A 21,214-nucleotide genomic window follows, 5' to 3' on the forward strand; every position below is an offset into this window, starting at 1 on the left:
AAAAAAACCACCTCAATCAGAAGTGGTTTTTAAAGGATTCAAAGCAAGATTAATTCATTTTCATGATTTTAAAATTCGCTTCTTTGTTGTTGAATTTCAATTTGAAGAAATAAGTTCCGTTGGCAAATGCAGCCAAATCGACTTTGGTGTCGAAAGCATTGGTTTTCTTTTGATACAGCAATCGCCCTTCGATATTATACACAAAGACTTCAGACAATAATGTTTTAGAAGTAATCGTGACATTGCCGTTGGTTGGGTTGGGCGAGTAAGTAAAATCGATATTCGGCTCAAAAGCCGTATTGGCTAAAGAAGTCTCACAAGCTACATCGGCCACATAACCTGGCGCGACCACACCTCCATCGGAATAAAACTTAACCGTCAGCGAACCATCTGCGGCAGAAGATACAAACGGGCCAGGAATGGTATTGCCGGTAAAACCGCCGTTGCTTAAGTCTGGAGAATTGGTTGAATTTCCGTCATACACATAAAGATAATCATAACCTTGTTCTAAATCGAAAGCGGAAAAAGTCAAGGCTATTTTCTTATTGGGCAAGTTCGGAATGATGGTTCTGATATACGTTTCAGAATCGGTATAATCGTCCGATACGCCACCGGTATCTGTAATTTGTACGCCATTACAATAACTCGTACTTGTGACGGCAATACTCTTTTCGTTAGGAGCAATCAGACCAAAACCACAGTTCGGACGAACGCTGACCACGTAATAAGTGTTCGGCAACAGTCCGTTGGCGGTATACGAGTTGGTGCTTACCGGAATCCAGGTGTTGTTGGTTTCCGAAAAAGGCGTGACGGCAATTTGCCAAGCGGTAGCGCCGCCCAGATCAGTCCAGTTGACGGTTGCTGAAGTATTGGTTGTAGCGGTGACGCCAATACTAGCCACCGTATTGATGCAGGTATTCACTCCGTCGGTACTCAAACAAGTGCCTGCATTGATTTTGCTTATGATTCTCGCGGCAGGCTGTGGTCCGAAACCATTGGCGAAACTGATTCCCACATTGCCCAACAAATGGCAATAACTCATGATCGTGCCTTGTTCGGTATCCGATGGAATCGGGCCGATATCACAACTTCCTTCAGTATAATCGCTATTAGCTGTAGGGCCGCAACCGTCAATAGCGGTGTTGTTTCCGTTCCAGACACAGGCATGCGTATGCGGCGAACCCATCAAATGACCAAGCTCATGCGTGATTACTTCAATGGTCCATGAAAAAACAGGCACATCACTATAATCGAATTCAACGTCGGAATAACTGTAATTATCTTGTGTACAAACCCCGTTGATTCCGACAGCAACACCGCCTAAACCGCCTTCGTCAATACCTACGAGTTGCCCTATATCACCATCAAAGACGGGTCGGAGTTCATTAAATTTATACAAATAATCAGAAGATTTGGCCGTGTCATCAAAGGCAAGGGCATAAGGATCGGTGGTCGTCCAGATAAACATCGATTTTAATGAGGTCGTAATACCGTCATTGGTGTATATGGTCTGCACATTATTAAACACAGCGGTCATCCAATTGGTAGTCGTGGTCGTATTGCTGTTGTTTTGCAGGTATAGGTCGTTGTCCACCTCAAAATAAAACGTGGCCCATTTAACGCTGTTTGGTTGGGCAGTAGTCTTATTAGATTCGGGCGCAACAGCCGCATCTGATGTTTCTTTGACATGGCAACGGAAGGGGTTTGCGGCCTTCAGGTTACGGTCTGAATAAATGATGTAGTTATCCGTATTTTGCTTGCTGTCGATTTTTCCGACCACAAGATTGGTCAATTGTTGATTCGAAATCACACCGGTCAATTCGTTATTAAAAAAACTGAACGCGACTAATGAGTTTGCATCGCCTTTAATGATGCCGCGGTAATACAGTCCTTTTTCATACGGAATTGATCGCGCTTTATCAGTATCCACATGAAAACCTTCCGCGAAAATATTGACCTGATACAATTGAACCTGAATCGCTTTCCCCTGATACGGAATCGCAAGCTCGATGTTTTGGTCTTTTTGAGCCATCAAACGCGCGAGTTCCTGCGTATTGATTTTGGCATAAGTAGCACCAGAAACGGCCTTATCGAGGTTTTTTCTTTCAGCATTCTGGGTCGCTGTCAACACGGAATAGGGGGTGAAAGACGTTCCTTGGGCCAACAATTCATGCACTTTTTTCGACACTGCTTTTTGGGCAAAAACATTAAAACCCAACAGCAGTAGGACAATGGTAATCATCTTTTTCATGGTAATTTACTTTTGCAATTTTTTCCAAATATAAGTATTAAAAATGAAGAAAAGCATCTTCTAAATGCTCTATAATGAATGCGTTATCTTTTTTATGAATCGCAATGACATCGAAACGGACGCTGACATCAAGGTCGTTCGCAACCACATATTGATTTACGGCTTTGACGAGCAACTGGATTTTTGGAGGCTTGACAAAATCCTGCGGCAGACCAAATTCCGTTGATGATCTGGTTTTTACTTCTACAATGGCGAGCGTGTTTTCCTTTCGCGCAATGATGTCGATTTCAGCTTTTTGAAACGTCCAGTTGGTTTCGAGGATTTCGTAGTGGTGCTTTTGCAGGAATTCCACAGCGAGTTGTTCTCCGAGTTTGCCTAGTTCGTTGTGCTGAGCCATTTTTTTGAATTATTCGAATTTAACGACCGCTTCTTTATCATTAACATCGATGCTGACGGTTTTCCCTAAAATTAACGCGCGGTTGTCTTTGATATGGCCCGCCGGAAAGTTATAAATGATTGGAAATTTATAATCTTTCAGCACATCCTGAATAATCTCCAGCGCGTCTTTTCCCCACGGGATGTCGTTGTCGTTCATGCTCGTCATGCCGCCGACAATCACCGCTTTGAGCCCGTCGAAATAACCGTTGCGTTTGAGGTTCATCATCATCCTGTCGATGTGATACAAGTATTCATCAAGATCTTCAATGAATAGGATTTTCCCTTTATAATCGATTTCCGATTTCGAGCCCATGATGCTATACAATACCGATAAATTGCCACCGACGATTTCGCCTTTCGCGGTTCCTTTTTTGTTGAACGGATGTGTCGGAATGTGGTATTCGAGTTTTTCACCGAACAAGGCTTTTCTGAAACTTTCGAGGGTTTCTGGTGCGGCTTTCTCAGCACTGATGGCCATCATCGAATGCAAAGTTTCAATGCCCATATTGTTGAGGTGGCTGTGCAACACGGTCATGTCGCTAAAACCGGCAATCCATTTGGGTTTTTGTTTGAATTTGGTGAAGTCGATCCTGTCGATAATCCGTACCGTTCCGTAACCGCCTTTCGCGCCCCAGATCGCTTTGATTTTCGGATTGTCGATCATTTCCTGGAAATCGGTTGCGCGCATCCAGTCGGGTCCTGCGAGTTGGTGGTCTTCTTTGCCGATGGTTTTGCCGATCTCGACATGCAAACCCCAACTTTCAAGTAATTTGATCGCGGGTTGCAAGGTGGCTAAATCTATTTTTCTGGCCGTGGCGAGGATGCCGATGGTGTCGCCTTTGTGTAAAAATTCGGGTGTGATCATTTTGCGTTGTGCTTGACAGTGGATAATGGAAAAAAGGAACAGGATTCCAAAGGTAAAAAGTTTTGAAGTTGGTGCTTTTTTCATGGTGGATTTGAACTCGGGTGTAGCAAAGATATAAAGTTATTGTTTTTGGAACGCGGATGCAACGGATTTTCCCGAAGGACGCGGATTTTCTTTTTTTACGGATTGCTATAGCCCCGATAGTAGCGGTATCTTTTTGTGCCGTGGTTCGGCGCAAAAAATTTAGCGGATAGCGGGAACCAGCTTCTAATAAAAACCATAAACTCTCGATTCTATTGTTTATTTTTGCAATCAATTTACTTGAACTATGTTACAAAATCCAAAAAGATATACCATCACGGCGGCATTGCCTTATACGAACGGACCGATCCACATCGGGCATTTGGCGGGCGTTTACGTGCCTTCGGACATTTATTCGCGCTATTTGCGTTTGCAGGGGAAAGACGTTGCGTTTGTTTGTGGCAGCGATGAACACGGCGTGGCGATTTCGATGAAAGCCAAAAAAGAAGGCATTACACCACAAGAAGTGATTGATAAGTATGACGGAATTATCAGAAAATCATTTGTAGATTTTGGGATATCGTTCGACAATTATTCGCGCACGTCTTCGAAAATCCATCACGATACGGCTTCTGAGTTTTTCAGGAAACTGTATGAAGACGGGAAATTCATCGAGGAAGTCACCGAGCAGCTTTACGACGCGAAAGCCGAACAGTTTTTAGCCGATCGTTTTGTCACGGGAACTTGCCCGAAATGCGGCAATGAAGAGGCTTATGGCGACCAGTGCGAACGCTGCGGATCGACTTTGAATGCTACGGATTTAATCAATCCTAAATCGACGATTACCGGAGAAACACCAGTTTTGAAATCAACCAAACACTGGTTTTTACCATTAGACCAATACTCGGATTTCTTGCAAGAATGGATTTTAGTCGGCCATAAAAACGACTGGAAACCAAACGTATACGGACAGGTAAAATCCTGGATTGACGGTGGTTTGGAGCCGCGTGCTGTAACCCGCGATCTCGATTGGGGAATAGATGTTCCGGTCGCCGGAGCCGAAGGAAAAAAATTATATGTATGGTTTGACGCGCCGATTGGCTACATTTCATCAACAAAAGAATGGGCCGCACGTGAAGGAAAAGACTGGGAACCGTATTGGAAAAGTAACGATACTAAACTAGTACATTTCATAGGAAAAGACAATATCGTTTTTCACTGCGTCATTTTCCCGGCGATGCTTAAAGCGGAAGGCAGTTATATTCTACCGGACAATGTTCCCGCGAATGAATTCCTGAACCTCGAAGGCAATAAATTATCAACCTCTAAAAACTGGGCAGTCTGGCTGCACGAATACCTTGAAGATTTTCCGGACCAACAGGATGTGTTGCGTTATGCTTTGACGGCAAATGCGCCCGAAACTAAAGATAACGACTTCACCTGGAAAGATTTTCAGGCGAGAAACAACAACGAACTTGCGGCGATTTTCGGAAATTTCATCAATCGGGTGGTGGTCTTGACGCATAAATATTACGAAGGCGTCGTGCCGCAACCGAACGAATTTTCGGATGTTGATTTTCGGACTTTGGAGGAATTGAAAGCCTATCCAGCGGTAATTTCGAGTTCCATTGAGCGTTACCGTTTCAGAGAAGCCTTAGGCGAATTGATGAATGTGGCGCGTCTGGGCAATAAATATCTAGCCGACGAAGAACCATGGAAAATGTTCAAGACCGATCCAGAACGCGTAAAGACGCAAATGTATGTGGCGCTTCAGATTGCTTCAGCCCTGCGCGTTTTGTGCGAGCCATTCTTGCCTTTCACCGCGGCGAAACTGGACAGGATTTTAAATCAGGAGCGGCATGGTAAAAGCTGGTTTGACATTACCGGAAGTTCCGATCTGATTTCTGTCGGTCACACGATAGGACCATCAGAAATTTTATTTGCCCAAATCGAAGACGAACAGATTCAAAAACAGGTTGATAAATTGGAAGCAACAAAAACAGCAAATGAAGCTGAAAACAAAATTTTAACACCACAAAAAGAGCTCGTGCAATTCGAAGATTTTGCCAAAATGGATTTGCGCGTGGGAACCATCCTCGAAGCTGAAAAAATGCCTAAAGCAAACAAACTTTTGGTTTTAAAAGTCGATACCGGAATAGATATCAGAACAATCGTTTCCGGCATTGCAGAAAGTTTTTCGCCTGAAGAAATCATCGGTAAAAAAGTAACGGTGCTTGTGAATCTTGCCCCGAGAAATTTGCGCGGCGTCGAAAGTCAGGGTATGATTCTGATGACCAACAATGCGGAAGGCAAATTGGTTTTTGTGAATCCTGATGCTGAGGTCGGGAACGGAGAAACTATTAATTAAATCAAAAAAACATGAATTTAAAAGTAATTGCCTTCGATGCCGATGACACTTTGTTTGTCAATGAGCCTTATTTTCAGGAAACCGAACAAAAATTCTGTGTGTTGATGAGCGATTATTTATCGCAACAAGGCTTGTCGCAGGAATTGTTCAAAACCGAAATTGCGAATTTAGACCTATATGGTTATGGCATTAAAGGTTATATACTTTCAATGATTGAAGCGGCGATGCGCATTTCGAACAATACGATATCCATAGAAATTGTAGAAAAAATCATTGAACTTGGAAAAGAACTTTTACAAAAACCTATAGAATTGCTCGACGGCGTTGAAGAAACCTTGAAAGCACTTCAGGGAAAATACAAACTTGTCGTAGCCACCAAAGGCGATCTTAAAGACCAGCAAAGCAAACTGCACCGTTCAGGACTTGGGCCATACTTTCATCATATAGAAGTGATGGCCGATAAACAGGAAATCAATTATCAGAAGCTATTGAAACGTCTTGAGATTGAACCTGAAGAATTCTTCATGATTGGAAATTCCTTAAAATCGGATGTGTTGCCGGTTCTGGCTATTGGCGGACATGCCGTGCATATTCCGTTTCACACGACTTGGGAACATGAAAAAATAAGCCATAAAGTCGAGCATCCCAACTTTAAGACGCTTGAAAAAATCACCGATGTTTTAAAATTATTATAAACAAAAGCGACAAGTAAAAACGAACTTGTCGCTTTTGTTTTTTGAATACTCTTTTTTAGAGTTTTACGGGTTCACGACACTCAGTATTTCAGATCCGTATCTTTCAACCTTAATCTCTCCAAAACCTTTTATCTTTCTCAAAGCGGATAATGTTTTTGGTTTCTTGATGGCGATGTTCAGCAATTCCGAGTTATAACTGATCAGATAATGTTTCAGGTTAACTTCAGCCGCTTTGTTGTTCCGCCATGCTTTCAGAGCTTCATACAATTCCTGATCAGCCTCTGCAAGTTCGTTTTCCGGCAGCGCCGTTTGGATTTCTTTTTTCAGATCATAAAAGACAAGTACTGACCAATAATCTGTCGTGCCTGTGGTAACAAAATTGGAGGAAGTCATTTTCACATTAACGGAGGCCAGAAAGGCGTTGAGGTTTTTTTGATCCGGCTCCAGATGCTGTTTGTCTAAACGGATATTACAGACTTTAATACTCATAGCACCACTGTTGGTTTTACAATAACAACAATTCGGAAACCACTACTTCAGTGATGTATTTTTTGTCCCCGTTTTTATCATCATAGCTGCGGTGTGTCAGTTTTCCCTGAATGGCGATTTCCTTTCCTTTGGTGACATACTTCTCGATGATTTCCGCTGTTTTTCCCCAAGCGCTGATGCGGTGCCATTGGGTTTCTTCTACTTTTTCTCCTTTGTCGTTTTTGTAAACTTCATTCGTGGCGATGGATAATTGAGCCAATTTTTTTTCTCCTTCAAAGGTTTTGATTTCAGGTTCTTGTCCAACGTGCCCGATAAGCTGTACTTGGTTTCTTAATGTACTCATGGCGTTTAAAAATTTAAAATGGTTAAAATAATTTGTTTGGTTTCGATTTCGCAAAATTGTAAAAAGTTGCAAAAATTAGCCGGTAATTAAACGTTTAATTTCGTTTGTAACTGTTTGTAACCGTTTGTAAATGCAAATTAATTATTATATTTGATTGGCTTTAAAAGTTTTACCGCCCGAATCCATGACTTTTATTTGTCGCTATCGAATCCATATGAAAATTATAAAACATCAACGCCATGAAAACCTGTTTAGAATGCGAGGAGAAAATCGCAGGTCGTGAAGACAAGAAATTTTGTAGTGACGGTTGCCGCAACAGCTACAATAACAGAATGAATAAGGATCGCAATAATTTTGTGCGTAACATCAACAGCAAGCTGCGTAAAAATTACCGCGTACTTTCAGAGCTCAACCCCAAAAGCAAGCGAAAAACCAGTCGCGGAGCATTACTCAGTAAAGGATTTGAATTTGAATTTTTTACCAATTTGCTCCAGACCAAAACCGGGAATACCTATTATTTTGTTTACAATCAAGGCTATTTACATCTCAATAACGATTCTTTTATGCTGGTGAAAAAAAACCGTTAACCCCAACAAACTTAACCGAATGAAAAAAAATTACGCATCACTTTTGGCGGCGCTGTTTTTGGCCGCAATGCTTGGATTCATCTATTATTCGATGATGCCGCAATGGGTCTCAAATCCGGCAGACTTATCGGAGTTTTCTACCCCAAAAGCGTTGGAGCATATCGGGAATATAGCCCAAAAACCACATTACGTGGGTTCGAAAAACCACGATGCGGTAGCGGATTATCTGCTACAGGAATTGAAAAATTTAGGATTGAATCCGCAAGTACAGGAAGGAACTACACTCACAGAATGGGGAAATCTCGTCAAATCCAAAAACATCATTGCCAGGATTAACGGTTCCGACAGTTCCAAAGCACTTTTGTTGTTGTCGCATTATGACAGCGCTCCGCATTCCTGTTCCTTTGGCGCCAGCGATGATGCTTCCGGAGTGGCTACCATTTTAGAAGGATTGCGTGCTTTTTTGCATCACAAACCCGCTCATAAAAATGATATTGTAATCTTGTTTTCCGACGCCGAGGAATTGGGTTTGAACGGCGCAGCGCTTTTCGTAACCCAACACCAATGGGCTAAAGAAATCGGATTGGCGCTCAATTTTGAAGCGCGCGGAACGGCCGGGCCAAGTTATATGCTCATGGAAGTCAATCACGGGAATGCCGCCATGGTCGAAGGATTCACCAAAGCCAACCCGAAATATCCGGTCTCGAATTCACTCATGTATAGCATCTACAAAATGCTTCCGAATGATACCGATCTGACCGTTTTCAGGGAACAAGGTCAAATTCAGGGATTCAATTTTGCGTTCATCGACAACCATTTCAATTACCATACGGCGCAGGATAATTTCGGCCACATCAGCCCGACCACGATTGCGCATCAGGGTTCGTATCTGATGCCGCTGCTGCATTATTTTTCGAATGCCGATCTGCAGCATTTGGATTCGGACAAGGACAATGTCTATTTCAATACGCCGTTTTGCTTTGTAAGCTATCCGTTCGACTGGATTTTGACGATGGCTGTTGGTGCGCTGTTGTTATTCCTGCTTCTCGTCTTAATCGGATTTGGCAAGAAAATCTTGTTGGGTAAAGAAATCGCCAAAGGTTTTTTATACTTTTTCGGCGCGTTGATTACTGTTGGTTTGTGCAACTATTTTGGTTGGCAGTTGTTGTTGAAAATCTATCCGCAATACGAAGATATTCTTCAGGGTTTTACTTATAATGGGCATTATTATCTGACTGCTTTTGCATTTTTGAACCTGACGATTGCGTTTCTTTTTTATGGAAGCGCAAAAACGGTAACGATTAATCTCAATCAAACCATCGCTCCGATTTTTGTCTGGATCCTGATCAATTTCGGAATCGCTTTCTACCTTCCGGGCGCCGGTTTTTTTGTGATTCCGGTTTATTTCGGATTGTTGATGCTCGCTTATTTCATCATTACACAACAAACCAATCAGGTCGTCAACCTTGTTTTAGCGGTTCCGGCTTTGGTGATTTTTGTGCCGTTCATCCTGCAGTTCCCGGTTGGTTTGGGATTGAAAATGCTTGCAGGAAGCGCTGTCTTGACATTATTGGTGTTCGGATTGTTGCTGCCGATTTTTGGATCCTTCGCCAGAAAAGGTTTTTGGGTAAGTTCCTTTCTGATTTTATCATTAGTGTTTTTTGGAATCGCCCACTTTAATTCAAGCTATGAAGCCGGAAAAGCCAAACCCAACAGTCTGGTTTACTTTTTAAATGTCGACCAGAACAAAGCAGTCTGGACCACTTATGATAAAAATCTTGATGACTGGACGAAAAACTACCTCGGAGAAAATCCTCAAAAAGCCGATGCATTAACGGGCAACAATATGTTCAGTAAATACAATTCCGAATTTACGTTCTCGGCAAACGCGCCACTTAAAAATTTGCAGAAACCGACCATCGCCTTTTTAAAAGATTCTATTGTGGGAAGCCAGCGATTGTTGAAAATCCGGATTGCTCCCAACAGGAACGTCAACCGCTATGATATTTTCGCCAATGAAAAAATGCCGATTTACAATTTGAAAGCGAACCACGTGAAAGCCATCGCGCAAAAAGGATCGCTCTACCAAAGAACAACCAAGCGGATTTTGAGTTATTATGTGGTCAATAACGAACCTTTGGAACTCGAATTCAGCATTCCCGCAAAAGCTGTTTTGGACATGGATTTGATCGAAAGTTCTTTCGATTTGATGAGCAATCCGTTATTCACCATGACCCCACGCGCCTCGTGGATGATGCCAAAACCGTTCGTTTTAACTGACGCCATTGTGATACAGCAAAAAATAAAACCTTCCGAAAAGAAAGTCATTCCCGAGAACCGCATGACAATCCCTACCTTTGAGCTCAAAAATGACAGTATTGTGCAGGTTGTCGATACGGTCAAAATCAAATAATCTTGGTTTTAAAATCCATCAATGAAACAAATTAGCATACTTGGCTGCGGCTGGCTGGGCTTTCCTTTGGCGCAACAATTAGTAAGTCAGGGTTACACGATTTATGGTGCGACGACTTCAGCTTCAAAATTGGAAATGCTCGAAAATAATGGCATAAAACCTTTTCAGATTTCGGTTTCAGAGTTGGGCATTGAAGGCGATATGATTTCATTCCTGAAAGATTCTGAAATCCTGATTCTCAATATTCCACCAAAATTACGCGGCGTTGAAAAAGAAGATTTCGTGGCTAAAATCAATAGAATAGCGGCTGCCGTTGAAGCTTCGTCCATTCGTAAAATTTTGTTGGTGAGTTCTACATCCGTGTATTCGGATCTTAATGAAATTATTACCGAAAATATAATTCCACAACCGGATTCCGAAAGTGGACGGCAATTATTAAAAGCCGAGCAACTGCTACAAAACAACCCTAATTTTCAAATTACAGTCTTGCGTTTTGGCGGATTGATTGGAAACGAAAGGCATCCGATTCGGTTTTTAGCCGGAAGAAAAAACATCGAAAACCCTGATGCGCCGATCAATCTGATTCATCTTGACGATTGTATTGGTATCATCCAAAGCATTATTGAAAACGAGGTTTGGGATGAAACTTTCAATGCTGTTGCACCATTTCATCCGACGAGAAAAGCATATTACAACCAAAAAGCGCTTGACATGAATCTTGAGATTCCCGAATTCAATTTCGATAAACCATCCATCGGGAAAACCATTTTAAGCGATAAAGTAACTTCGGTTTTAGGCTATACTTTCATTAAAAACAATCTCTAGTTGCGAGCAAGAATCAAAAAAGCGGTTTCGACAAAAATAGAAGCTATCGGATTGCCGGTACTGGCTTTATGTTGGGTCAGTTTTTTCTGGGGAACGACTTGGCTGGCCTCCAAAGAAGGTGTCAAACACATGCCCGCGATGCAGCTTGTAGCGATCCGGCAATTTCTAGGCGGCACTTTGTATGTGGTTTATTTTTTATTCAAAAAAACACCTTGGCCCAAAGGCAAACAATGGCAAACCATCCTGATTTTAAGTTTGCTGAATTTCGTTTTGAGCAACGGCCTGAGCACTTGGGGCGTCAAATATATCAGCAGCGGTTTGGGCGCCATTCTCGGTGCGATTTTCCCAATCTGGATTGTGATCATCAGTTTTTTCAAGGGCGAGCAATTGTCGAAATTGGCGGTGAGCGGTTTGCTGGTTTGCTTCGGCGGCGTCTGCCTTATTTTCTACGACCATCTTAAAGATTTTCTGCAGCCTGATTTCAGTTTTGGTATTTTCTTGTCATTGATCGCCACATTAACTTGGGCTTTCGGTACTTTATACACCAAGAAAAAAGCCGCAAGTTTCAATCCGTATTTTAGCTTGGGATTGCAGATGTTGGTGTCGAGTTTGTTTTTATTCGCTTTGATCGGAGCTACGGGAACCACGATTCCATTGAGCGAAATTCCGGTAAATTCGTGGTGGGCAATCGGCTATCTGGTGGTTGTAGGTTCGGTGTTGACGTTTGTCGCATTCATTTATGCGTTACAGAAACTTCCCGCCGAAGTCAATAGTATTTATGCTTATATCAATCCGATTGTAGCTGTGATTTTAGGCGCGATTATATTCGGCGAACCGCTGACTTTATTTATCGCCGCGGGCGGAATCATTGTATTGGTCGGTTTGTATCTCGTGAATCTGGCGATGCGAAAAAAGAAAATGATTCCTTAAATCCATTTTGAAATTCAACAACCCTAAATAAAAAATCCCACCTCAATAAAGCGATGGGATTTTTTAATAGTGTATGGTATGATTACCAGATTTTCACGCGTTTTTCCGGAGCGATATACATTTTATCACCTTCCTTAATGTTGAACGCCTTATAGAAAGCATCGACATTTTGCAAAGGCACATAACCTCTGTAATTGTCTGGTGAATGCGGATCGGTTTTCACTTGTGTTTTGATTGATTCTTCTCTCGCTTTTGAACGCCAAACGGTGGCCCACGAAATAAAGAAACGTTGCTCAGGCGTGAATCCGTCGATCAAGCCTGGGTTTTTATTCGACTTCAGATACATCTGCAATCCGTCATAAGCGGCATTAACACCACCCAAATCGCCGATGTTTTCACCCAAAGTAAATTTTCCATCCACATGAATTCCTGGGAATGGTTCCAAAGCGCTGTATTGGTCGGCAAGCGCAGTACCCAAAGCGGTAAATTGTTTTAAATCTTCTTCGGTCCACCAGTCTACTAAGTTTCCTTCAGCGTTGTATCGCGAACCCGAATCATCAAAACCATGTGAGATTTCATGGCCAATCACGGCGCCAACAGCACCAAAATTAAGCGCTTCATCAACGCGGTAATCGTAATAAGGTGGTTGTAAAATAGCCGCAGGGAAAACGATCTCATTATATGCCGGATTGTAATACGCATTCACGGTTTGTGGCGACATAAACCATTCCGTTTTATCAACCGGTTTGCCTAGTTTACGCACATCATCGTTAAACGTCCAGCGTGAGATGTTTTGCATGTTCTCGAAATAACTTCCGCCTTCATTGGCTGCTTTAATCGTCAGTGTAGCATAATCTTTCCAGTGGTCCGGATAACCGATTTTGATGATGAGTTTGTCCAGTTTTTCAATGGCTTTGATTTTCGTAGTGGCCGACATCCAGCTCAGGTTGTTGATTCTTACTTTGTAAGCCTGAATGATGTTTTTGATCATGTTCTCGGCTTTGGTTTTGGCTTCAGCTGGGAACTTTTTCTCTACATACAATTTTCCTAAAGCTTCCCCAATCGAAAAGTTGACCGTCTGCAAAGCACGTTCGTCAAGCGGTCTTCTTTTGAGCACGCCGTTGAGTGTTTTTCCATAGAAATCAAAATTAGCATCGCCAATGGCGCTCGATAATTGTCCGGCAGTCCTGTTGAGTAAAGTGATGCGCATGTAGGCTTTCCAAGTATCGACATCATTCGCGGCTAAAATGGTCTGTAATGCCTCCATATATCTTGGCTGCGACACAATCACTGAATCTAGCTTTGTAATGCCTAATTTATTGAAATAATTATTCCAGTTGATGGCTGGCGTCATTTTTTGAAGCTCGGCCACGGTCATCGGATTGTATTGTTTTCGGCTGTCTCTGCGTTCTACACGGTCTAATCTCGGCTGTGACATCGCCGTTTCAAGTGCCAGTATTTTTTTGGCATCTTCTAAAGTATTCGCTTGAGGGTCGTTGCTCAGGAACTTCAGCATGCGCGCCACATGCGTCACATATTTCTCGCGTTTCTCTTTCGAATCATTGTCGTCGGCTACATAATATTCACGGTCCGGCAAGCCGACTTTTCCGGGCATGATGTTGACGGAATTTTTATTGCTGTCTTTGTCGTCAGCGCCAATCCCAACGGAAAAGAAACCGATGCCTCCAAGCGGTTCCATGGCGATGATGGCATTCTGCAAATCGTCAATGTTTTTAATCGCATCGATTTGAGCCAGATAAGGTTTGAGCGGATTGATGCCTTGTTTGTTTCTCGAAACCGTGTCCATGATCGATTTATACAAATAGATGGCTTTCCCTTGATCAGTGTTCGATTTGTATTTCGGATTGTTGATGGCTTCTTTTAAGATTTTTGCCACATCTTTATTGGTGTTTTCATAGAGTTCTTCCGAAGTTCCCCAGCCGGTCTTGTCGTTCGGGATCACGGTTTTGTCAAGCCAAGTTCCGTTGACAAAACGATAGAAATCATCACTTGGTTTTACTTTTTTGTCCATATCTGCAAGATTGATTCCTGGTTTTTTCTTTGCGGAATCCTGTGCTTGTAGCGTATGATAACTGATAAGCATCGGAATCATCAGTAGCAGCGGTTTGTGAAAGTGTATTTTCATTATATAAAGTTTGGTTAAGGTTGCAAAACTATCGATAAAATTCTAATGTCGATAGGTCGCGATTTCATACTTTTGTTACAAATTTGAATTATGTTGGATTTTCTCAAAAAATTCCGAATCTTCTTCGGGATTATGGCTGTGTTTTCGGTCATTTGTCTTACGTTGTTTTATTTCGTGCTCAGACCCAAAAAGAGCCTTCCGATTTTTAATCCGGCTGACGTCAATTCGGAACTCGTTGATAGCACGATGCAGTATGTTGAAAAATATCACACGATAGCTGACTTTTCGTTTACCAACCAAAACGGGAAAACGATTACTCAGAAAGATTACGAAGGCAAGATCTACGTCGCTGATTTTTTCTTCACGACTTGCGGCTCGATTTGCCCGATTATGACCACGAATATGGTCGATGTACAGAAAGCTTTTTTGCAGAATCCCAAAGTCATGTTGCTTTCTCATACGGTATTTCCCGAAACGGATTCTGTGCCGGTTTTAAAAAAATACGCAATAACCAAAGGTGTCGACGACAGCAAGTGGAACCTTGTGACCGGAGACAAAAAAGCCATATATACGATGGCGCGAAAATCTTATCTCGCGGTGAAACTCGGAAAACCCTCAGAATTGTACGATATGGTGCATACGGAAAATTTCGTTCTTGTCGATAGCAAACGCCGTGTGCGCGGTTTTTATGACGGCACTAAAAAGGAAGAAATAAAACGTCTCATAGACGATATCAATTGGCTTTGCAGCGAAGAATAAAATTTCCTTAAATGTCATAAATCTCAGCTTATATTCTTTTTTTATCTGTACTTTTGCAATCTTAATTCAATCTAAATAAGGTTTGACCACTACGATTTCCAACTTGAAAAAAGGAGAAAAAGCACTCATCAAGGAATTTGATGTGGAAGCCATCCCATTAAAATTACTTGAAATGGGTTGCCTGCCCGGAAATATTGTAGAACTGATCCAGATTGCCCCTTTTGGCGATCCGTTATATCTGAACATCAATGGCGCTCATGTGGCGATTCGTCTGGAAACAGCCGTTGAGATTGAGGTTGAAATTATTCAAAACCACGAATAATGAAAGCCAAACAAACCATCAACGTTGCCTTAATCGGAAATCCCAACACCGGAAAAACTTCGGTTTTTAACCAATTGACGGGACTCAACCAACAAGTCGGAAATTATCCCGGAATCACCGTTGAAAAGAAAATCGGGTTCTGCAAACTGCCGAACAACCTCAAAGCGAATATCCTCGATTTGCCCGGAACTTACAGCCTAAACGCTAGTTCTATCGATGAGAATGTCGTCATCGAGTTGCTGCTCAACAAAAACGACCAGCTTTATCCCGATGTCGCTTTGCTGATCACCGATGTCGAGAACCTCAAGAGAAATTTACTGCTGTTCACCCAAATCAAAGACCTTGAAATCCCGACAATTCTGGTCATCAACATGGCGGACCGGATGAAATATAAAGGCATTACGCTCAACATTCCGCTGCTTGAAGAACGGCTCAAAACCAAAGTGGCGCTCGTGAGTTCGCGAAAAGGATTGGGCATTGCCGAACTTAAAGAATTGATTACTACTTACAAATCGATTTCTACGGAACCTTGCCTGAATGCTTCGAGTATTGATCCGGTTTATTTCGACAATTTGCGCAAAGCCTTTCCGAACCAGTTGCTTTATAAATTGTGGCTGGTCATTACTCAGGATGTTAATTTTTTGAATCTCGATCGCAACGAAATCAGGAGTTCTTTCACCAAATCGCATTCGGATTTGAAACGTTTGCAGCAGAAAGAAACGATCAAACGTTATCAGTTTATCAACGATGTTTTGAAGGAAGGACAACAGATTGACCATGAAAATGCGAGAGATTTTCGTAGCCGACTCGATCGCGTACTGACACACAAATTCTGGGGTTACGTGATTTTCTTTATGATACTGGCGGTTATCTTTCAATCCATTTTTGATTGGTCGAAAATCCCAATGGATTTCATCGACGCCACTTTCGCCAACTTAAGCAACGCTGTCGGAGAAAAATTACCGCCCGGCGTGCTGACGAATTTAATTTCACAGGGCATTATTCCCGGAATCGGAGGAATTCTGATATTCATCCCGCAAATTGCGTTTCTGTTTTTATTCATTTCTGTGCTCGAAGAAAGCGGTTATATGAGCCGCGTCGTGTTCCTGATGGACAAAATCATGCGCCGTTTCGGGCTTTCTGGGAAGAGTGTCGTGCCGTTGATTTCAGGAACAGCTTGTGCGATTCCCGCGATTATGGCCACGAGAAACATCGAAAACTGGAAAGAACGCCTCATCACGATTTTGGTCACACCGTTTACGACTTGCTCGGCACGATTGCCGGTGTATGCCATCATCATTGCGCTAGTGATTCCTGACCGTTATGTTTTGGGCATCGTCAATTTGCAGGGATTGACCCTGATGTTGTTGTATTTGATTGGTTTCGGGATGGCACTTTTATCTGCTTATATATTGAATAAGATTTTAAAGATTAAAAGCAAAACTTATTTCGTCGTGGAAATGCCGAACTATAAATTGCCATTAATAAAAAATGTCTTCATCAATGTGGTAGAGAAAACCAAAGCATTCGTCTTTGGCGCGGGTAAAATCATTTTAGCGATTTCGGTCGTTTTGTGGTTTTTGGCCTCTTATGGTCCGGGTGAAAACTTCAACAATGCCAAGCAGCAAATTATTGAACAAAACCGATCCAAACCATTATCGGAAACGGAATTGTCAAACGCGATCGCTTCACAAAAATTAGAGAATTCTTATATCGGCCTCATGGGAAAATCGATTGAACCCGTGATTTCGCCTTTAGGTTATGATTGGAAAATCGGCATTGCTGTGATTAGTTCGTTTGCCGCGAGGGAAGTTTTCGTGGGAACGCTTGCGACGATTTACAGTGTCGGCAATACCGAAAGCGAAGACACCATCAAAAACAAAATGAAAGCCGAAACCAACGATGAAACCGGCATGAAAATATTCAACTTTGCTTCGGGGATTTCGCTGCTGCTTTTTTACGCTTTTGCGATGCAGTGCGCCAGTACACTAGCCATAACGAGAAAAGAAACCAATTCGTGGAAATGGCCAATAATTCAGTTGACTCTGATGAGCGGATTAGCTTATGTTGTCGCTTTGGCCGCCTATCAAATATTGCGATAAATCCGCAAACCTTTGGCATTTACTTCGACAAAAGTTAAATACAACATTTTATTATTTTTAATTTGTCTAAATAAAATTTAGCATTTACTTTTGCCGAAAATTATTCCATTCAACTCATGAAACTTTTTATTTCGTTCTGCATTCTCTGTTTTTCGACCATCGTATTTGCACAACAAGACTTATCTGATCTTGTTCAAAATGACACCGTTAAAAAGTTATCAACGGTTACAATAATTGTAAAACAGCAAACTCCTGAGAGATTGCACGAGGTAGAAAACAACACGCTTTTTTCTGGCAAGAAAAACGAGGTCATCAGACTGGCCAATCTCAATGCTAATGTCACTACCAATAACGCACGCGAAGTCTTTTCAAAAGTACCTGGAGTTTCTGTTTGGGAAAATGAAGGTTCTGGGATTCAGATTAATGTTGGTGTCAGAGGTTTGAGTCCCAATAGAAGTTGGGAACTCAATACAAGGCAAAACGGATACGACATTTCTTCGGATGTCTTTGGCTATCCTGAAGCGTATTACAATCCGCCTTTAGAGGCCGTCGACGCCATTCAGTTGTTACGTGGTGGTGCATCCTTGCAATTTGGCTCACAATTCGGTGGCATGTTGAACTATGTTTTGAAACGAGAAACGGAAAAACCATTCTCGTTTGAAACCCAAAATACGCTAGGCAGCTACGGACTGATGAGTTCGTACAATGCTATTGGTGGAAAAAAGAACAGGTTCTCCTATTATGTTTACAATCATTTTAGAACCGGAAAAGGCTGGAGAGAAAATAGCGGCTATGAAGTCCGAAATTCTCATGCCTATTTTGCTTATCAATTTACGCCCAACACCAAATTATCACTAGAATACACCAACATGGATTATGAAATGCAGCAAGCCGGTGGTTTAACTGACGTGCAGTTTAAAGATAATCCAAGGCAATCACTACGAGAACGAAATTGGTTTGGAATACCCTGGAACGTTGCCGCTTTAGTTCTAGACACCAAACTATCTTCTCAATTAACCCTAAATACCAAGTTGTTCGGACTTCTCGGAGAACGCAACAGCGTCGGTTTTACTGCAACGCCAAACACGATTGACGCGATCAGTACTACAACAAATGATTACGCCAATCGTCAAGTTGATCGTGATTTTTATAAAAATTTGGGGATTGAAACTCGTAGCATTTATACTTACAAACTCGGAAAACAGGATCAGAACTTAGCTTTTGGACTGCGACTATATCAAGCCAACACCACCAGAAAACAAAAAGGTAAGGGCACAACAGCTTCTGATTTTGATTTAGAAATAGATGGTCGGTACTCCCGAGACTTAGACTTTCAAACAGACAATATTGCGTTATTTGCTGAAAATCAATTTAAAATCAATAACCATTTGAGTATAACTTCTGGTATTCGGTATGAAAACATCAAATCATCTATAGATGGACGACTGGGTATCACCACTGATGGAAACGATGACAATGTTACACCGGAAAGTTTGAGTAGAAATAAAATATTGATGGGAATTGGCGTTGAATATAAACTCCACAAAACTAATTTTTACGCTAATTTCTCCCGAGCATTTCGGCCAGTTCTATTTTCTGATATCACGCTGCCCGCCACTACTGACGTGATTGATCCAGACTTGAAAGACGCGGATGGATTTAATGCCGATTTTGGTTATCGAGGAAATTTGTTGGGCTGGATTAATTTCGATGTTGGTTTTTTCTATCTGAATTACGACAATAAAATCGGATTGATTCGAAAATTTGTCAATGATCCAACGCCAAGAACTTATCAGTTTAGAACCAATCTTGGAACAGCAATACATAAAGGAATTGAAAGTTTTGTGGATTTGAATATTTCCAAAGCCTTGAAAGTGAATCAACAAATTGGAGACCTTCAATTATTTACAACCATGTCATTTATTGACGCGCGCTATGAAGATTATAAAGTCACTAAACCTTCTGAAACCGCACCAAATGTGCTTACCGAAAGTAATTTAAAAGGGAATCGTGTTGAAAATGCGCCTCGTTATATTCACAATTTTGGACTCACTTGGAGTTACAAAAGCTTTTCTTCAACCGTTCAGAACAGAAGAACTGGATTGGTTTATACCGACTCAGACAATACGGAAACACCTCCAGCAAATGGCCTTACAGGAAAACTTAACGGTTATTCAGTATACGATCTTTCTATGGAATATAGATTCCTAGAAAAATTTAATATCCGAGCAGGAATTAACAACTTAGACAATACTGTCTATGCGACTCGCAGAGCTAGTGGTTATCCCGGTCCCGGAATATTGCCCAATGATGCAAGGACTTTCTTTTTGAGTGTTGGTGTTAAATTGTAGCCTTCAAAAAATAAAAGACCTATCTTTAGATGATGAATTTTCAAGAAATTACGGCTTATATTATCCTAGGTTTTGCTATTGGCTTTTTGGTCCGAAAGTTCTTTTGGAAAAAAAAGTCAAAGAAAAATTGCGGCACCGATGATTGCGGATGTTCCTGAATTATTTTTCGATTTCAATTTTAATCGAATAGGTTTTAGGGTCAATTTTAATGCTGTCTTTCGGGTAAGGAAGCAATCTAATAGATTTTATTTTAGCGCTCGAAATCCCTAATTTACCGGACAACCACGCTCTGTTATCTTCTACTGTCTTTGGGGAGAAAACCATTATTTTTTCGTCAATCCATTTTTTGTTTTGGTAAATAGACAGGAGTACTTGCGCTTCACCAGCCCATATACAATCGATGCCTTCAGGACAACGCGCGTCCGAAATCACTTGTTTGAGAAACAATTGCGTTCCGGTTTTCTTTAGCATTTTGGTTTGCGTGATCGTAAAGTCGGCGAGTTTGCCTTTTTTGCGTTTCTGTGCCGATACGCTCAGACATAAAAAACTCAGAAACAATAAAGCTATTCGGATTTTCATGGTTTTAGATTTTAAATCAGTTTCACGTAAAGGTTACTTGCGATTTTGTGCGAGATCACCATTTCCTTATGGTCGATTTCGATTTTTAAAGATAAATCAAATTCTTCTTCGGACAGCATTTTTATCGCAGTGCCTAGCGCAATCTTATTGTTGTCGAGGTATTTCAGGAAAGCTGCCGATGAATCTTTGACCCCGACACATTGGCATTTTTGGTTGGGCAAGACTTCAGAAAGCAACACTTTTTCGATTGCTATGATTTTTCCGTTGCTGTCTGGAATCGGGTCGCCATGCGGATCTTTTGTAGGATTTCCTAGAAAATTATCGAGTTTGTTGATGAGTTGTTCCGACTTGATGTGTTCGAGTTGTTCGGCGATGTCGTGCACTTCGTCCCAAGCGAAATGGAGTTTTTCTACTAAGAAAACTTCCCACAAACGGTGTTTGCGCACAATCATTTTGGCTGCCAATTTTCCTTTTTCAGTCAGAGAAACGCCTTGGTATTTTTTATAGTTGATCCAGTCTTTTTCGGACAATTTGCGCAGCATATCGGTCACCGATGAAGCTTTGGTCTCCATCTTTTCGGCAATCGCATTGGTGCTGACTTCAGCGTCAGAAACCGACGTCAGATGGTAGATGGTCTTGAGGTAATTTTCTTCTGATAACGTCATGATTGAATTCGGGATTTAAACCTGTCACGAAAGCCCTAGCCCGGATGGCAGCGGTATCCTTTGTT

The 21,214-nt window shown here is 41.7% G+C and carries 19 protein-coding genes; 11 read left to right on the forward strand and 8 right to left on the reverse strand.

Annotated features, from left to right (window positions below; translation table 11 throughout):
- Window positions 1-49: 49 nt before the first annotated feature.
- The 3 genes from Q0058_RS06980 to Q0058_RS06990 are packed head-to-tail and all read right to left on the reverse strand — an operon-like array spanning window position 50 to window position 3,638.
- Complete coding sequence (locus tag Q0058_RS06980; RefSeq protein ID WP_298222264.1) at window positions 50-2,251, reverse strand: M12 family metallo-peptidase; 2,202 nt, start codon at window positions 2,249-2,251, stop codon at window positions 50-52.
- A 37-nt stretch (window positions 2,252-2,288) separates the two neighbouring features.
- Window positions 2,289-2,648, reverse strand: a complete 360-nt coding sequence (locus Q0058_RS06985) for a YraN family protein (protein WP_298222268.1) — start codon at window positions 2,646-2,648, stop codon at window positions 2,289-2,291.
- Window positions 2,649-2,657: 9 nt separating this feature from the next.
- Complete coding sequence (locus Q0058_RS06990) at window positions 2,658-3,638, reverse strand: LD-carboxypeptidase (protein WP_298222270.1); 981 nt, start codon at window positions 3,636-3,638, stop codon at window positions 2,658-2,660.
- A gap of 244 nt (window positions 3,639-3,882) precedes the next feature.
- Here Q0058_RS06990 and metG point away from each other — a divergent pair, with 244 nt between their 5' ends.
- Together metG and Q0058_RS07000 are read left to right on the forward strand one after the other, a co-directional pair.
- Window positions 3,883-5,943, forward strand: a complete 2,061-nt coding sequence (gene metG / locus Q0058_RS06995) for a methionine--tRNA ligase (protein WP_298222272.1) — start codon at window positions 3,883-3,885, stop codon at window positions 5,941-5,943.
- 11 nt (window positions 5,944-5,954) lie between these two features.
- Window positions 5,955-6,638: an HAD family hydrolase gene (locus Q0058_RS07000; protein ID WP_298222274.1), complete on the forward strand. Its 684-nt coding sequence runs from the start codon at window positions 5,955-5,957 to the stop codon at window positions 6,636-6,638.
- Between the two features lie 63 nt (window positions 6,639-6,701).
- Here Q0058_RS07000 and Q0058_RS07005 read toward each other — a convergent pair whose 3' ends face one another.
- Both Q0058_RS07005 and ssb read right to left on the reverse strand, forming a co-directional pair.
- Window positions 6,702-7,127, reverse strand: coding sequence for an HRDC domain-containing protein (locus Q0058_RS07005; RefSeq protein ID WP_298222276.1), 426 nt, complete (start codon window positions 7,125-7,127; stop codon window positions 6,702-6,704).
- 16 nt (window positions 7,128-7,143) lie between these two features.
- Window positions 7,144-7,470 carry a single-stranded DNA-binding protein gene (gene ssb, locus Q0058_RS07010; protein ID WP_298222278.1) on the reverse strand — a complete coding sequence of 109 codons (327 nt, stop codon included), beginning with the start codon at window positions 7,468-7,470 and terminating at the stop codon, window positions 7,144-7,146.
- Window positions 7,471-7,709: 239 nt separating this feature from the next.
- On the opposite strand from ssb, the gene Q0058_RS07015 reads away from it, so the two are divergent.
- Genes Q0058_RS07015 through Q0058_RS07030 form a run of 4 tightly spaced genes read left to right on the forward strand, consistent with a single transcriptional unit; the run spans window position 7,710 to window position 12,225 of the window.
- A complete protein-coding gene (locus Q0058_RS07015) occupies window positions 7,710-8,057 on the forward strand; it encodes a hypothetical protein (protein ID WP_298222280.1) in 348 nt (115 codons plus the stop codon).
- A 19-nt stretch (window positions 8,058-8,076) separates the two neighbouring features.
- On the forward strand, window positions 8,077-10,470 hold the full coding sequence (locus Q0058_RS07020; protein ID WP_298222282.1) for a M20/M25/M40 family metallo-hydrolase: 2,394 nt from the start codon (window positions 8,077-8,079) through the stop codon (window positions 10,468-10,470).
- A gap of 21 nt (window positions 10,471-10,491) precedes the next feature.
- The gene (locus Q0058_RS07025) at window positions 10,492-11,295 is read left to right on the forward strand and encodes an SDR family oxidoreductase (RefSeq protein WP_298222285.1); all 804 of its coding nucleotides are present in this window, start codon (window positions 10,492-10,494) and stop codon (window positions 11,293-11,295) included.
- Entirely contained in the window at window positions 11,296-12,225 is a 930-nt protein-coding gene (locus Q0058_RS07030; RefSeq protein ID WP_298222287.1) for an EamA family transporter, read from the forward strand.
- Between the two features lie 82 nt (window positions 12,226-12,307).
- Here Q0058_RS07030 and Q0058_RS07035 read toward each other — a convergent pair whose 3' ends face one another.
- Window positions 12,308-14,371 carry a M13 family metallopeptidase gene (locus tag Q0058_RS07035; protein ID WP_298222289.1) on the reverse strand — a complete coding sequence of 688 codons (2,064 nt, stop codon included), beginning with the start codon at window positions 14,369-14,371 and terminating at the stop codon, window positions 12,308-12,310.
- Window positions 14,372-14,461: 90 nt separating this feature from the next.
- On the opposite strand from Q0058_RS07035, the gene Q0058_RS07040 reads away from it, so the two are divergent.
- The 5 genes from Q0058_RS07040 to Q0058_RS07060 all read left to right on the forward strand — a co-directional run bounded on the left by Q0058_RS07040 (window position 14,462) and on the right by Q0058_RS07060 (window position 20,063).
- Window positions 14,462-15,130, forward strand: a complete 669-nt coding sequence (locus Q0058_RS07040; RefSeq protein ID WP_298222291.1) for an SCO family protein — start codon at window positions 14,462-14,464, stop codon at window positions 15,128-15,130.
- 82 nt (window positions 15,131-15,212) lie between these two features.
- Window positions 15,213-15,452 (forward strand): FeoA family protein, encoded by a 240-nt coding sequence (locus Q0058_RS07045; protein ID WP_298222293.1) that lies wholly within the window; start codon window positions 15,213-15,215, stop codon window positions 15,450-15,452.
- Window positions 15,452-17,554: a ferrous iron transport protein B gene (gene feoB / locus Q0058_RS07050; protein ID WP_298222294.1), complete on the forward strand. Its 2,103-nt coding sequence runs from the start codon at window positions 15,452-15,454 to the stop codon at window positions 17,552-17,554. The genes Q0058_RS07045 and feoB overlap by 1 nt, the downstream gene beginning before the upstream one ends.
- A gap of 116 nt (window positions 17,555-17,670) precedes the next feature.
- On the forward strand, window positions 17,671-19,905 hold the full coding sequence (locus tag Q0058_RS07055) for a TonB-dependent receptor (protein ID WP_298222296.1): 2,235 nt from the start codon (window positions 17,671-17,673) through the stop codon (window positions 19,903-19,905).
- Between the two features lie 32 nt (window positions 19,906-19,937).
- Window positions 19,938-20,063, forward strand: coding sequence for a FeoB-associated Cys-rich membrane protein (locus Q0058_RS07060; RefSeq protein WP_298222523.1), 126 nt, complete (start codon window positions 19,938-19,940; stop codon window positions 20,061-20,063).
- Window position 20,064: 1 nt separating this feature from the next.
- Here the strand turns inward: Q0058_RS07060 and Q0058_RS07065 are convergent, their stop codons facing one another.
- Together Q0058_RS07065 and Q0058_RS07070 are read right to left on the reverse strand one after the other, a co-directional pair.
- A complete protein-coding gene (locus tag Q0058_RS07065) occupies window positions 20,065-20,484 on the reverse strand; it encodes a hypothetical protein (protein ID WP_298222298.1) in 420 nt (139 codons plus the stop codon).
- 11 nt (window positions 20,485-20,495) lie between these two features.
- Window positions 20,496-21,149 (reverse strand): metal-dependent transcriptional regulator, encoded by a 654-nt coding sequence (locus Q0058_RS07070; RefSeq protein WP_298222300.1) that lies wholly within the window; start codon window positions 21,147-21,149, stop codon window positions 20,496-20,498.
- Window positions 21,150-21,214 lie beyond the last annotated feature (65 nt).

Origin of the sequence: Flavobacterium sp., from assembly GCF_027484705.1 — a bacterium.
GTDB lineage: Bacteria > Bacteroidota > Bacteroidia > Flavobacteriales > Flavobacteriaceae > Flavobacterium.

Coding starts and splice junctions, on each gene's coding strand:
- Q0058_RS06980 (WP_298222264.1), bottom strand. CDS start 2,251: ATGAAAAAGATGATTACCATTGTCCTACTGCTGTTGGGTTTTAATGTT.
- Q0058_RS06985 (WP_298222268.1), bottom strand. CDS start 2,648: ATGGCTCAGCACAACGAACTAGGCAAACTCGGAGAACAACTCGCTGTG.
- Q0058_RS06990 (WP_298222270.1), bottom strand. CDS start 3,638: ATGAAAAAAGCACCAACTTCAAAACTTTTTACCTTTGGAATCCTGTTC.
- metG (WP_298222272.1), top strand. CDS start 3,883: ATGTTACAAAATCCAAAAAGATATACCATCACGGCGGCATTGCCTTAT.
- Q0058_RS07000 (WP_298222274.1), top strand. CDS start 5,955: ATGAATTTAAAAGTAATTGCCTTCGATGCCGATGACACTTTGTTTGTC.
- Q0058_RS07005 (WP_298222276.1), bottom strand. CDS start 7,127: ATGAGTATTAAAGTCTGTAATATCCGTTTAGACAAACAGCATCTGGAG.
- ssb (WP_298222278.1), bottom strand. CDS start 7,470: ATGAGTACATTAAGAAACCAAGTACAGCTTATCGGGCACGTTGGACAA.
- Q0058_RS07015 (WP_298222280.1), top strand. CDS start 7,710: ATGAAAACCTGTTTAGAATGCGAGGAGAAAATCGCAGGTCGTGAAGAC.
- Q0058_RS07020 (WP_298222282.1), top strand. CDS start 8,077: ATGAAAAAAAATTACGCATCACTTTTGGCGGCGCTGTTTTTGGCCGCA.
- Q0058_RS07025 (WP_298222285.1), top strand. CDS start 10,492: ATGAAACAAATTAGCATACTTGGCTGCGGCTGGCTGGGCTTTCCTTTG.
- Q0058_RS07035 (WP_298222289.1), bottom strand. CDS start 14,371: ATGAAAATACACTTTCACAAACCGCTGCTACTGATGATTCCGATGCTT.
- Q0058_RS07040 (WP_298222291.1), top strand. CDS start 14,462: ATGTTGGATTTTCTCAAAAAATTCCGAATCTTCTTCGGGATTATGGCT.
- feoB (WP_298222294.1), top strand. CDS start 15,452: ATGAAAGCCAAACAAACCATCAACGTTGCCTTAATCGGAAATCCCAAC.
- Q0058_RS07055 (WP_298222296.1), top strand. CDS start 17,671: ATGAAACTTTTTATTTCGTTCTGCATTCTCTGTTTTTCGACCATCGTA.
- Q0058_RS07060 (WP_298222523.1), top strand. CDS start 19,938: ATGAATTTTCAAGAAATTACGGCTTATATTATCCTAGGTTTTGCTATT.
- Q0058_RS07065 (WP_298222298.1), bottom strand. CDS start 20,484: ATGAAAATCCGAATAGCTTTATTGTTTCTGAGTTTTTTATGTCTGAGC.
- Q0058_RS07070 (WP_298222300.1), bottom strand. CDS start 21,149: ATGACGTTATCAGAAGAAAATTACCTCAAGACCATCTACCATCTGACG.